14 protein-coding genes and 1 pseudogene are annotated in these 11,171 nt (G+C 60.4%); 9 read left to right on the top strand and 6 right to left on the bottom strand.

Annotated elements, in window-relative coordinates; translation table 11 throughout:
• Window positions 1–5: 5 nt before the first annotated feature.
• On the bottom strand, window positions 6–896 hold the full coding sequence (locus LZK81_RS02255; RefSeq protein ID WP_046603037.1) for a proline iminopeptidase-family hydrolase: 891 nt from the start codon (window positions 894–896) through the stop codon (window positions 6–8).
• Window positions 897–1,022: 126 nt separating this feature from the next.
• Between LZK81_RS02255 and LZK81_RS02250 the strand changes: the two genes are divergently transcribed.
• Window positions 1,023–1,805: a LuxR family transcriptional regulator gene (locus LZK81_RS02250; protein WP_233955069.1), complete on the top strand. Its 783-nt coding sequence runs from the start codon at window positions 1,023–1,025 to the stop codon at window positions 1,803–1,805.
• A 53-nt stretch (window positions 1,806–1,858) separates the two neighbouring features.
• Window positions 1,859–2,773, top strand: coding sequence for a proline iminopeptidase-family hydrolase (locus tag LZK81_RS02245; RefSeq protein WP_046625590.1), 915 nt, complete (start codon window positions 1,859–1,861; stop codon window positions 2,771–2,773).
• Between the two features lie 144 nt (window positions 2,774–2,917).
• Here LZK81_RS02245 and LZK81_RS02240 read toward each other — a convergent pair.
• Window positions 2,918–3,168, bottom strand: a pseudogene (locus LZK81_RS02240) (SDR family NAD(P)-dependent oxidoreductase); the annotation flags it as partial.
• Between the two features lie 141 nt (window positions 3,169–3,309).
• The gene (locus LZK81_RS02235) at window positions 3,310–3,867 is read right to left on the bottom strand and encodes a methylated-DNA--[protein]-cysteine S-methyltransferase (protein WP_233955068.1); all 558 of its coding nucleotides are present in this window, start codon (window positions 3,865–3,867) and stop codon (window positions 3,310–3,312) included.
• A gap of 172 nt (window positions 3,868–4,039) precedes the next feature.
• Here LZK81_RS02235 and LZK81_RS02230 point away from each other — a divergent pair, with 172 nt between their 5' ends.
• The 4 genes from LZK81_RS02230 (at window position 4,040) to LZK81_RS02215 (ending at window position 6,606) form a co-directional block, all read left to right on the top strand.
• A complete protein-coding gene (locus tag LZK81_RS02230; RefSeq protein WP_233955067.1) occupies window positions 4,040–4,792 on the top strand; it encodes an AraC family transcriptional regulator in 753 nt (250 codons plus the stop codon).
• A 95-nt stretch (window positions 4,793–4,887) separates the two neighbouring features.
• Window positions 4,888–5,130 carry a hypothetical protein gene (locus LZK81_RS02225; RefSeq protein ID WP_233955066.1) on the top strand — a complete coding sequence of 81 codons (243 nt, stop codon included), beginning with the start codon at window positions 4,888–4,890 and terminating at the stop codon, window positions 5,128–5,130.
• 257 nt (window positions 5,131–5,387) lie between these two features.
• A complete protein-coding gene (locus tag LZK81_RS02220) occupies window positions 5,388–6,047 on the top strand; it encodes a 2'-5' RNA ligase family protein (RefSeq protein WP_233955065.1) in 660 nt (219 codons plus the stop codon).
• 76 nt (window positions 6,048–6,123) lie between these two features.
• On the top strand, window positions 6,124–6,606 hold the full coding sequence (locus LZK81_RS02215) for a VOC family protein (RefSeq protein WP_233955064.1): 483 nt from the start codon (window positions 6,124–6,126) through the stop codon (window positions 6,604–6,606).
• Between the two features lie 19 nt (window positions 6,607–6,625).
• On the opposite strand, the gene LZK81_RS02210 is transcribed toward LZK81_RS02215, so the two are convergent.
• A complete protein-coding gene (locus tag LZK81_RS02210) occupies window positions 6,626–8,068 on the bottom strand; it encodes a methyl-accepting chemotaxis protein (protein ID WP_046603031.1) in 1,443 nt (480 codons plus the stop codon).
• A 132-nt stretch (window positions 8,069–8,200) separates the two neighbouring features.
• Complete coding sequence (locus LZK81_RS02205) at window positions 8,201–8,365, bottom strand: hypothetical protein (protein ID WP_167336294.1); 165 nt, start codon at window positions 8,363–8,365, stop codon at window positions 8,201–8,203.
• Window positions 8,366–8,539: 174 nt separating this feature from the next.
• Here LZK81_RS02205 and LZK81_RS02200 point away from each other — a divergent pair, with 174 nt between their 5' ends.
• Genes LZK81_RS02200 through LZK81_RS02190 form a run of 3 tightly spaced genes read left to right on the top strand, consistent with a single transcriptional unit; the run spans window position 8,540 to window position 10,278 of the window.
• Entirely contained in the window at window positions 8,540–8,893 is a 354-nt protein-coding gene (locus LZK81_RS02200) for an ArsC family reductase (RefSeq protein ID WP_233955062.1), read from the top strand.
• Between the two features lie 15 nt (window positions 8,894–8,908).
• Entirely contained in the window at window positions 8,909–9,382 is a 474-nt protein-coding gene (gene ybaK / locus LZK81_RS02195; RefSeq protein WP_233955061.1) for a Cys-tRNA(Pro) deacylase, read from the top strand.
• An 8-nt stretch (window positions 9,383–9,390) separates the two neighbouring features.
• Window positions 9,391–10,278, top strand: a complete 888-nt coding sequence (locus LZK81_RS02190; protein ID WP_233955060.1) for an MBL fold metallo-hydrolase — start codon at window positions 9,391–9,393, stop codon at window positions 10,276–10,278.
• Window positions 10,279–10,296: 18 nt separating this feature from the next.
• On the opposite strand, the gene LZK81_RS02185 is transcribed toward LZK81_RS02190, so the two are convergent.
• Window positions 10,297–11,109: a hypothetical protein gene (locus tag LZK81_RS02185; protein ID WP_233955059.1), complete on the bottom strand. Its 813-nt coding sequence runs from the start codon at window positions 11,107–11,109 to the stop codon at window positions 10,297–10,299.
• Window positions 11,110–11,171: the final 62 nt, after the last annotated feature.

Raw genomic sequence — 11,171 nt, 5'->3', positions numbered from 1 at the left:
ATGCATCAGTTCGCTCTGTTTCTGGCGAGGAAATCGACAAGCGCCGGGTAATAATCCATCGGGTTTTCGTAAAAGGGCATGTGGCTGGCATTGGCGAAGACCTTGATCTCGGCATTCGGGATGGCGAGCTTCATTTTCATCGCGCAGGCCGGCGTCAGCTCGTCATGTTCGCCGCAGGTGATCAGCGTCGGCACTGTCATGCGCGGCAAGTCGGGAATGCGGTTCCAGTCCTTCAGGTTGCCGATATAGAGGAACTCGTTCGGCCCCTGCATCGTGCCGTAAGGCCCCATGTTCCAGTCTCCCAGGGACCGGTTGACCGGGGAAGGCCATTCAGACAGTCGGCAGACGTGGCGGTAGTTCAGAATGGTGACGGCTGCCAGATATTCAGGGTGGTCGTAAGTGCCCTGCGCCTCGTGTTTCTGCATCATCGCAACCGTTTCAGGCCCGAGGGCCGCGCGCAGCCGTTCCAGCTCCGAGATCAGATGCGGCATGTCGGCGACGGTATCTTCAAGGATCAGCGTCTGCAGGTTTTCCGGATAGGTCAGTGCATAATCGATCGCCAGCCAGCCACCCCACGAATGGCCGAGCATATGCACCCTGCCAAGCCCAAGCGCCTTGCGAACCGTCTCGGTTTCCTCGACATAACGGCCGATGGTCCAGAGCGAGGTGTCTGTCGGACGATCGGAGGCGCCGGTGCCGAGCTGATCGAAGGCAACGACGCGGTAACCCTTGTCGGCCAGGCAGGAATGAGACTCCCGCAGATAGTCGCAGGGCAGGCCCGGTCCGCCATTGAGGCAGAAGATCGTCTCGGGCCCATCGCCAAAACTGTAGGCAACCACCTTGTGGCCATCGACTTCGATCTCATGTCGAGCATCGGGCTCGATCTCACGCCACATTGCACACTCCTGCAAAGATTTCACTTGCTCAATATTTGAGCACTGCTAATTTTTACCGCAAACGTTATTGGGCGCCAGCTATAAGAAGTGATAGGATCGGAGGCTCAAGGGGCTGTGGAGCCGGGAATGATTGACGAAATCGGCACGATCAGAAGCCAGTTCACGGCGCATGAGACGCTGGATGGACGCATTGACCAGATCTTCGAGGCGATGAAGGCGATCGGCTTCGAGGCGCTGATCTATGATTACACTCCGGTGCCCTACGATCTCGATGGCGCGATCATGATCCCTTCGCTGCTCAAGCTGCGCAACATTTCAGACGACATGCACGATTACTGGTTCAATCGCGGTTATTTCCGCATCGATCCGGTCCAGCAGGTCGCTCTGCGCACCTCCACCCCGTTTTTCTGGAACTATGATACCAGTGCGGACACACTGATCCGCCGCTTCATGACCGAGGACACGGCGCCGGTGGCGCGTTATCTGAGCGAACGGGACATGTCGACCGGCGTCACCGTGCCGGTCCATATGCCGCGCGGCGACTATGCGACCATTACCGGCGTGCGTTTCGGCGGAAACCGGGAATTCGAACAGCACGCGCTGCGCTACATCGCCGATTTCAACCTTCTCGCTCATGTCTTTCACGAGACAGCCTATTCGCTGTTCGACGCACAGGTGTTTCGCTGCGGCCATGCGCGACTGACGGAACGCGAGCGCGAATGCCTGCGCTTCTCCGCCGAAGGGCTTTCGGCCAAAGAAATCTCCCGCATCATCGAGCGGTCGGTCCCGACGGTCGTCATGCATCTCAACGCTGCCGCGAAGAAGCTTGGCGCCAGGAACCGCACGCAGGCCGTTGTGCGAGCAACCCATTACCGCATGCTGGAAGAGTGGCCATCCTATAACTTGTAATAGCTGCCGAACCGTTTTTTGCCGGGCTATGCTTCACCATCGCTCGTCACGACATGGAGATGCACGTGCTCGCAATTGCGTCCAAGGAAGGCTTTCTACCCTTTCGCGACTACCGGACCTGGTATCGCATCACGGGCTCGCTCGATAGCGGCAAGCTGCCGCTGGTCGTTGCCCATGGCGGCCCTGGCTGCACGCATGACTATGTCGACAGCTTCAAGGGCATCACTGAAATCGACGGGCGAGCCGTCATCCATTACGACCAGATCGGCAACGGAAACTCCACCCGCCTGCCGGAAAAGGGCCCGGATTTCTGGACCCCTTCCCTCTTCCTCGAAGAGCTAGACGCGCTTCTCGCCCATCTCGGCATCCAGGATCGTTACGCCTTTCTCGGCCAGTCCTGGGGTGGCATGCTCGGTGCCGAACATGCCGTGCGCCAGCCAAAGGGCCTGAAGGCGCTTGTCATCGCCAATTCGCCAGCCAACATGCACACCTGGGTCTCGGAAGCCAACCGCCTGCGCGAGGAACTGCCGGAGGATGTGCAGGATACGCTGCTGAAGCACGAGAAGGCCGGCACCATCACCGACCCCGAATATGTCGCGGCATCGCGTATCTTCTATGATCGCCATGTCTGCCGAGTGACCCCGTGGCCGCCGGAAGTCGCACGCACCTTCGCAATCATGGACGAGGACAACACCGTCTATCGCAACATGAACGGCCCGACCGAATTCCATGTTGTCGGCACGATGAAGGACTGGACGATCGAGGATCGCCTGCATCTCATCGATGCGCCAACCCTGCTGATTTCCGGAAGATATGACGAGGCGACACCGCTCGTGGTCAAGCCCTATGTCGACAGGGTCAAGGGCTGCGAATGGGTGTTGTTCGAGAACTCGAGCCACATGCCGCATGTCGAGGAGAAGACTCTTTGCCTTGGAAAGGTGTCCGAGTTCCTGTCGCGCCACGCCTGACATGCGAAAGCGCGGATCAGAATGCCAAGATCACAGGTTTCCTATCTCCATATCGATCGCTACGCCGACCATTTCGCTGATCAGCGCTTCACGCGCCGCCAGAAGGTCGTCGAGTACAACCGGCAGCCGCGTCATGCCGACGAAGCCGCGCTCAAAGCTCGAATCGTCTGAAGCAAGAAACAGCGTGGCCGCCGCAATTTCCTCAGGACGACCCATCTTTTCCCGCGGGATGAGGGATTCGAACATCCGCTTCGCCTCCTCGGTGAGAACTTGGTCCTGCATCGGCGTGGCGATCGGCCCCGGTGCAGCACGTTCACCCGGATATTCCTGCCCTTGAGTTCGTTGAGCCACCCGCGTGCGAACGCGTGCAGCGCCGCCTTGCCCGCCGCATACACATGCGGGTCACCGAAGCATCATGTTGGCCAGCCGGCAAGCATGTGGCACAGACCCAGCAGATCAAGTTCGCAGGAACATAGCAATCGCCATTCCTTGGACCTTCATGGTACCCGCCGCGATAGAGGGCCTGGAAGGATGTTTCAGAACCCCAGGGATTGCTGTGCCGGCTCCGGCGGCGTCAGGCGCACGCCTTCGAGTTCAAGCATGCGGGTCTTCGAAGTCGAACCGCCCGGAGCCGAGAACCCGCCGATCTTGCCGCCGGCTGCAAGCACGCGGTGGCATGGGATGATCAGCGCCACGGGGTTTTTCGCCATTGCCTGGCCGACGTCGCGAGCGGCCTCAGGACCGGCACCGAGTTCCTTGGCGATCGCGCCATAGGTCGTGGTGTGCCCCCAGCCGATCCGGCGGGCGGCGGCATAAATCTGCTTGAAGAAATCGTCCTGACCTTCGAGATCCAGCCTGACCTTCGAGAAATCGACTTCTTCGCCCGCAAAATAACGCTTCACGGCGTCGACAGCTTCCAGAACCTCGGCCGGCGGCGTGCCCGGCTCGGCTTCAGGCAGCCGGCGCAGCAACAGCTTCTCGGTCGAATCCGCGCTTTTGGTGGGCAGTTGGAAACGAGTGATACCGACCTCATTCCAGGCGATGCCGCAGAAGCCGGCTGCGGTTTGAAAAATCAGGTATTGATGCGTTGTCATGAGGAAACCTCCGCATTGCGATTGACCTTAAAATCGTGCCTCAGGCCCGGGGATGCAACCCGTTTCTTGCCTGCAAGGGCGAAGTTCTCACAGAACTGTTGGTTGAACTTCTCCAGCCGCTCCTTAAATTTTCCCCATGAGCGGATCAAAAGCTTTGGCTGGAAAAGCGCGATTGACGGCGGAGAGGCTGCATACGCCTCCCGGCGGCGGACGCTTTGTGATATCGCGCCTGGCGCTCGGGCTTTTTCTCGTCGATCAGGAGCGCCACCGGATCGCCATCGGCTCTGACAAACGGCTACATGTGCCGCTGAAAGCCGGCGAAGGCTGGATCCTGCCGGCCGGTGCGACGGGCATCTGCGAATACGACGAGGCGCTGTCTTTCCTGAAGCTCGAAGTGCCCGAAAACCTGCTCACCGATGTGGGCTTCGAACATCATTCGGACTTCCGGCCTGTCGTTGGCGCCTTCGACCCGTTGCTGGCGCAGCTTGCGCATCAGACGGTCTCGATCGCCGGTCATGCGTCGGCGCTCTATCGCGAAACGATGCAATTGGCGCTCGCGGCACACCTCGCCCAGATCCTGGCTCCGGCCCAGCCGAGGCTTGTCGGCATCGACGACCGACGCCTGCACCGCGCACTCGACTACATTCACGACAACCTCGCGGCCAATCTGTCGCTGCAAGACATGGCAGCCGAAGCGGCGATGAGCCGTTTTCATTTCGTGCGGGCATTTACCAAGGCGCTCGGCCGATCGCCGCTTCAATATGTCATTCATGAACGGATGGAGCTGGCGAAACTGTTCCTGAAGGCCACCCGCCTGCCGATCTCCTCCGTGGCCGCCCGCGTCGGTTATGAAGACGTCTCGCGGTTCGGCCAGCATTTCCGTCGCCAGACGGGCACGACGCCCGCTGCCTTCAGAGCCAATTGAAGCAATAATCGCATAACGAACGCCAAGAACCGCGCCTGTGCCGCCGCGGCAAAGCTGCGAACCTCCCGTCGTTCGACACGAGACAGGAGAACGCAATGAAAGCCACAGCTGTTTCAACCTTCTGCATCGCGGTGATGACCTCCGCCGCCCTCGCGGAGGATATTCAGACCCGTAAAATTTCCTTCGAGAACCGAGGCGCAACGCTCGCCGTGCCGGGCGAGAAGTCGGAGCTCTGGCTCGACGGTATCAGCCAGTTCGATCTTTCGCGCGGAACTCATCGCACTGATGGCCGACGAAAACTGGGTGATCGACATGCATCGGGGCTGGTCGAACCGTGACGGCGCCAATGTCGATACGGTGTGGGTGCTCGCCTTCCGCATCGAGGACGGCAAGATCAAGGAAGCCCGCAACTTCTCCTAGGATCAGGCTGCCGCCGACAGCTTTTTCTGGCAGGCCTATCAACTAAAGCCGTTGCCGGACCGGCTCGCGAATTAACCATGATTGCAATTGTTCCGCATTTGTTCTTTACTCATCCAGGGAGCCCCGCTAGATTTCGTTCAACGGCATGAGGTCGCATTACTATGACGGTAGCAAGATGAGCTTGCGCAAGCACGCTGGCCAGCCTTCGCTCCCCTTTGGCGAAGGCTGGCTTTCGAAACCGACCCCGCCTGCCCGGCGCAAGAGCAAGCTCATGTTCGTGCTCAAGCCGTCGGCTCCCCTCGGTCTCGTCATGCATGGCGACGCAATGATCCACGCCGCGAACGAGAATACCCGCGATGCCCATCCCGCCGATCTTCTCCATATGAGCCTGCTCTGCGTGGAACAGTTCGAAGAACCACCCATGCCGCTTATCGAGGCAACCAAAATGGTCGCAGCCAGCCTCAAGGCGAGACCTGTCCCGGTCACGCTCGACAGCAGCGCCCTGTTCGGAGGCAAGCGTCATCTCGCCCTCTATCGCGCCAGGGGCAATCCGGTGGTCGTCCAGTTCGCGCAGATGCTGCGCCGCGCTCTCGCCCGTCACAACCTTCCGAACTACTGGATGGCGGACACTGCTCCGCATGTAACGCTGATCTATGGCTGCGGGCGCATAGAACCCATGCCCATCGAGCGGAATTATGCCTGGATCGCCGGCGAGTTCATGCTGGTCTACAGCCATTACGGCGAGACGCGGCACGAGGAATTCGGAAGATGGAGCTTCGATCCGAATGCTCCTGCCTATCCGACACGGCCGGAACAGCTCCGCATGATGATCTGAAAGAATTTTGCCAGGCGAGTCGGATCGGCGGGCGCCTGAGCGTCCTATGGAAGGTCGCCCATTTGAGGAGAGAACAATGGCCATCCAGAAGCATAAGATCGTTCCGCATCTCTGGTTCGATAACAACGCGGAAGAAGCCGTCAATTTCTACATCTCGGTATTCGAGGATTCGAGGATCACCGATGTCTCGCGTTTTGGCGATGCCGGTCCCGGGCTCAAGGGTTCGGTGATGGCGATGGGCTTCGAGCTCGAGGGGCAGAATTTCGCGGCGATCAACGGCGGACCTTGGGCGAAGTTCAACGGCGCGGTTTCCTTCCTTGTCCATTGCGAGACGCAGGACGAGATCGACCACTATTACGATAAGCTCGTCGAGGGCGGCCAGCAACAGCCTTGCGGCTGGCTGACGGATCGTTTCGGGCTGGTCTGGCAGGTCAATTACACCAGGATGCCGAAAATGCTGACGGACAGCGATAGCGCCCGCGCCTATCGCGTCATGCAGGCCATGTTCTCGATGAAGAAGATCGATATTGCAGCGCTGGACGCGGCCTACGCGGGATGACCGACGCCGCCTCCCGATATCAAACCTTGATAGCGAGACGCAGACCGCCCCAATGGCGCCCGTTGATGGTGATCGGGGCGGAAATGTCCTTCATCAGCACAAATTCACCGCCGCCCATGTCGCGGCGGTAGGTCTGCAGCAGAAAAGGCTCCTTGTTGCGGCCCGCCGCCAAGCCCACGCGGTCGTTGAAGATGCGTCGATTGCGGCAGTTGGCGGTATTCCAGGTCACGTCGCCCGGACGCTGGCGCTGCGAGAATTTTCGGTTGTGGGTCGGCAGGTAACCGTTTTCATCTATGGCGGCGCAGAACGCGACCTGCGCGTCGCTTTCGGCCGCCCGTTCCTGGATAGGCGGCAGCACGGTATCGGTGAACTCCGTAAAGCGCGTCATGTACTGGACAGGATCGCTACCGGGGATCGCAACATATTGCCGGTCGAACAATGCGCCAAGATCGATGCGGCCGGATTTTATACCTGCCTCGAAGGCGGAGGAAACCTCGGCGGCATAGGCCATGACGGCGCGGATATGGGGAGTGTCCGGGGTCTCGATGCCGGCGCTCGCCGTCGTCTGGATCATCCGCTCGGAAATCGTCACCACCTCTCCGACGCGGGACGAGGTCTGCTGCAACTGGTCATTGGATTTCAGGATCGCGCTTGCCGCGGAAGCAATCGACGAGGCAAATTCGCCGCATTGCCGGTCCACCGTTTCGGTCGTTCCGGCGAGCGAGGACGCCTTGTCGAGGATCTGAGTCATGACGCCTTCGACGCCCTTGAATGACCCCTGAACCTTCATCGCGGTCGTCTTGACGCCCTCGGCCGACTGGCTGGCGCCTTCGCCGGCCGTTACCAGCTTGTCGATGCGGCTGTTCAACTGGTCGAGCGTGGCCTGGATCGAACTCGTGGTCTGGGAGGTTTGCAGCGACAGCGCGCGTACCTCCGCGGCGACCACAGCAAAACCCTTGCCGGCTTCGCCCGCACGCGCCGCTTCGATCGCGGCATTCAATGCCAGAAGGTTCGTCTGCCGGGCGATCATGCCGATCGCATCTGCCAAACGCCCAACGTCTCCGAGCGCCGTGGAAAACAGCTTGATCTCGGCGCCGATTTCCTGGGACGCATGCACCATGTGATCGATCGCAGTGATCGAGCCGGAAAGCTGTTCAGCCTGCTCGCCGAGCACCTTGCGCGCGTTCGCAGTCAGCTTGTCGGATTCCTGAAGGGAGCGGGCAACGTGGCCGTTGGCGTCCGCGATCGATTGAGCGGACTGCGTCAGGCGGCCAAGCAATGTTGCATGTGCGGAGGATTGCGCAGCCGTATCCTGGATAGCACCGGCAATATCGACCAGATGGAGGCCGAGCGCGGAAGCCTCGTTCGCCAGTTTGGCGACGGACCGCTTCAACACCTCGCCGTCGACAGACACAGGGCCCGACGGCGCTTCTTCCCTGACAACCTGCCCGACCAAATCCACACCTCCCGGAATATTAGGAGAATATAGGATGGCATGGTTAACGGACAGTTTCCGCGAGTGCTCCGCAAAGCTTTATACTTAAGGCTGAGATGCAAAGCCCCTCCCCAGCCAGGCAAGGCCGGGAAAGACTGATCAGCCGAGACGATCGAAAGCCTTCGGGTCGATGCCGAGGGTGGTCAGGTCGCGGTTGCTCGGGCGGCGATGGTTTTCCACGGCAGCCGAAACCGAGATTGCGGCGCTCATAACTGCAAAGGCGCGGCCAATGGCGCTGCCACGAATTTTTTTCTGTACGGACATGTGAAACTCTCCTTTTTCGTTCTGCTAAAATATGATGCCTGTGCTGTTTTTGTGCAATGCACAACGGAACAGGGGAGCCATGCAACTGTCACATAACAACCGTTAACCACGCCGAAAGGCTTGCACGGCAAGGGGTGCCCTTGGTATCGGTCGAGCCCGAATGAAGAGGCTTCGATGGCAATCACGATCTACGGCATCAAGAACTGCGACACGATGAAAAAGGCGCGCGACTGGCTCGCCCGCAAGGGCATCACCTACACCTTTCACGACTACAAGGCCGAGGGCATCGACCGTGCTCATCTCGATAGCTGGACGGACCGCGCCGGCTGGGAGATCGTGCTCAACCGGGCCGGCACCACGTTCAAGAAAATCGATGACGCCGACAAGACAGACCTCGATCGCGAGAAGGCGGTCACCCTGATGCTTGCCCAGCCTTCGATGATCAAGCGGCCGGTGCTGGAAGCGGACGGAAAGCTGATCGTCGGTTTCAAGCCGGAGGTTTATGAAGAGGCTTTTGCCGGTATCTGAAACCAGGATTCATCCATGTCCAAGACAACCCGTGCTACCCAGATGCTCGAAAAGGCAGGCATCGCCTTTGCCTCAGTCACCTACGAATACGATCCGAATGCGGACCGGATCGGGATGCAGGCGGCGGAGGCGATCGGCGAGGAGCCGCGTCGTGTCTTGAAGACGCTGATGGCGGAGGTAGACGGCAAGGCGGTCTGCGTCGTGGTGCCGTCGGACCACGAGGTTTCGATGAAGAAGCTCGCGGCCGCATTCGGCGGCAAGTCGGCAAGCATGATGAAGCCCGCCGATGCGGAGCGGGCGACCGGCTATCATGTCGGCGGCATCAGCCCCTTCGGTCAGAAAAAGCTCGTGCCGACCGCGATCGAGATCACCGCGCTCGACGAACCGCATGTCTTCATCAATGGCGGCCAGCGCGGATTGCAGCTGCGGCTGGACCCGAAGGCGGCCCGCGATGCACTGAAGGCGGTCGCCGCGCCGCTGGTGGCGTGAATGCGATCATGAGTGAAATGACCTCGACCCTTCGAATTCTCGAGCCCTATCCGGGCATCTTTGCCTATTACGATGGGCGGGTGCCTGGCAAACGGCTGCATGCGAAAACCGCGAACTGGCTGGACGACGGTGCCTATTCGCTCGGCGTCGCCTCCTATGCGATCGTTGATCACGGCGAGGCGCTGGTCTATGACACGCATATCTCGCTCGACCACGCCAAGGCGATCCGCACCCATCTGGAGCGGCTCGGCGTTACGACGATCCGCGTCGTGCTCAGTCACTGGCACAAGGATCACATTGCCGGAAACGCGATCTTTTCCGATTGCGAAATCATCGCGCTAACGCTGACGGCCGAGACGCTGAAAGAAAACCGAGAGAAGATCGAGAGCGCCAACCCGCCGATCTCACCGCTCGTCATGCCGACCACCCTGTTCGACGGCCGGCTGGAGCTGACGGTCGGCACCCGCCGGATCGAACTCCACCATTTCGCAATCCACAGCGCCGACGGCAACGTGGTCTGGATGCCGGACGAACGGCTTCTGCTCGCCGGCGACACCCTGGAAGACACCGTCACCTATATTTCGGAAGCCGCCGAGATCGGCACGCATATCGCCGAACTCGCCCGGATGGCCTCCTGGCCGATCGCAAAAATCCTGCCGGCCCATGGCGATGCGGAGCGGATTGCGTCAGGCGGTTATGGGCCGGACCTCATCGATGCCAACCGCGCCTATCTGCGCCACATGGCGGGCGCAATCGCCGCAGGTCAGGATATCGATCCCTCCTTAGAATCCTTCGTGGAGGAGGAAGTCGCCTCGGGCGCCGTGCTCTATTTCGCGCCTTACGAGGAGGTTCATGCCAGCAACATCGCGGCAGTCAGAGCGGCGCTGCAGCGCTGAACGGGCATTGTCCCACCGTCACGGCCACTTTGCCGACCATTGCTTGAGAGCGGCAAGCGCCGGTGCCGGCCATCTGCGGACCGCTGGACGCAGGATGATCTTCTTACCCGCGGGCTTCCAGGCGAGATAAAGCTTTCTCGCCGAATTATCGGCGGCGATCAATGCCTCGGCCTCGGTACACATATGCGGCGTGCAGGCTTCGCCGATGTAGAAGCCGTTCTTGAACGCACCGCTGCCGGGCCCGGTGATGGAACTCTCGAACTCCTGCCTATGCTCGCCAAGCATCGCGTTTGCCGCCTCGGCAATCGGCCCGATGCCGAGGAGGTCGGACGGATGCTCCGCCTTTTTCATGTCATCCCACCCCATCGCCGCGTTCGGCTGGAAGGCGACCTTGTCGGCCTCGGCGAAGCCTTTTTCGGGCGTCCACGTCCAGCGCAGGCTCGGCTGGCCGGCAACCGCCTGCGTCGCAAGGAGAAGATGGTCGTCGTCCTCCGCGGTGATCGAGGCGGCGCCGCGGCAATCGTCTATCGGCTCATCGACGCGCGGCTCCCCGCCCTGCGGGAACGAGACGATCAGAGGCGAACCCGGGCAGGCGTTGCCGCCGTCCGAACTTACCACCACGACGAACGGCACACCTGCGACCAGACCGACATTGTCGATCAGCAGGAACCGGTTGGAATGGACTTGCCTGCCGTCGATCGTCAGTTTCTCCTCATCGTCATCGGATGCGATGGCCACCTGATGATCGAACATGGTCGCCGCAAAGTCGGCGGAGAGACTGGGAGCGGCCGAAACGCCGAAGAGAACGGCGCACAGCAAGGCGGTTTTCATGAACATGGTTCCCTCAGCTTCAATTTTGCCCCAAACCTCTTTAAGTCTCGTCGATCACAGAA

Origin of the sequence: Neorhizobium galegae (assembly GCF_021391675.1) — a bacterium.
Lineage (GTDB): Bacteria > Pseudomonadota > Alphaproteobacteria > Rhizobiales > Rhizobiaceae > Neorhizobium > Neorhizobium galegae_B.
Note: the sequence above shows the minus strand (reverse complement) of the source record. Positions and strands in the feature narration are given on the sequence as shown.

Excerpts from the sequence above, each read along its gene's own strand:
- LZK81_RS02215 (WP_233955064.1), top strand. The coding sequence starts at position 6,124 with ATGGCCATCCAGAAGCATAAGATCGTTCCGCATCTCTGGTTCGATAAC.
- LZK81_RS02205 (WP_167336294.1), bottom strand. The coding sequence starts at position 8,365 with ATGTCCGTACAGAAAAAAATTCGTGGCAGCGCCATTGGCCGCGCCTTT.
- LZK81_RS02190 (WP_233955060.1), top strand. The coding sequence starts at position 9,391 with ATGAGTGAAATGACCTCGACCCTTCGAATTCTCGAGCCCTATCCGGGC.
- LZK81_RS02255 (WP_046603037.1), bottom strand. The coding sequence starts at position 896 with ATGTGGCGTGAGATCGAGCCCGATGCTCGACATGAGATCGAAGTCGAT.
- LZK81_RS02200 (WP_233955062.1), top strand. The coding sequence starts at position 8,540 with ATGGCAATCACGATCTACGGCATCAAGAACTGCGACACGATGAAAAAG.
- ybaK (WP_233955061.1), top strand. The coding sequence starts at position 8,909 with ATGTCCAAGACAACCCGTGCTACCCAGATGCTCGAAAAGGCAGGCATC.
- LZK81_RS02250 (WP_233955069.1), top strand. The coding sequence starts at position 1,023 with ATGATTGACGAAATCGGCACGATCAGAAGCCAGTTCACGGCGCATGAG.
- LZK81_RS02235 (WP_233955068.1), bottom strand. The coding sequence starts at position 3,867 with ATGACAACGCATCAATACCTGATTTTTCAAACCGCAGCCGGCTTCTGC.
- LZK81_RS02245 (WP_046625590.1), top strand. The coding sequence starts at position 1,859 with ATGGAGATGCACGTGCTCGCAATTGCGTCCAAGGAAGGCTTTCTACCC.
- LZK81_RS02220 (WP_233955065.1), top strand. The coding sequence starts at position 5,388 with ATGAGCTTGCGCAAGCACGCTGGCCAGCCTTCGCTCCCCTTTGGCGAA.
- LZK81_RS02225 (WP_233955066.1), top strand. The coding sequence starts at position 4,888 with ATGAAAGCCACAGCTGTTTCAACCTTCTGCATCGCGGTGATGACCTCC.
- LZK81_RS02185 (WP_233955059.1), bottom strand. The coding sequence starts at position 11,109 with ATGAAAACCGCCTTGCTGTGCGCCGTTCTCTTCGGCGTTTCGGCCGCT.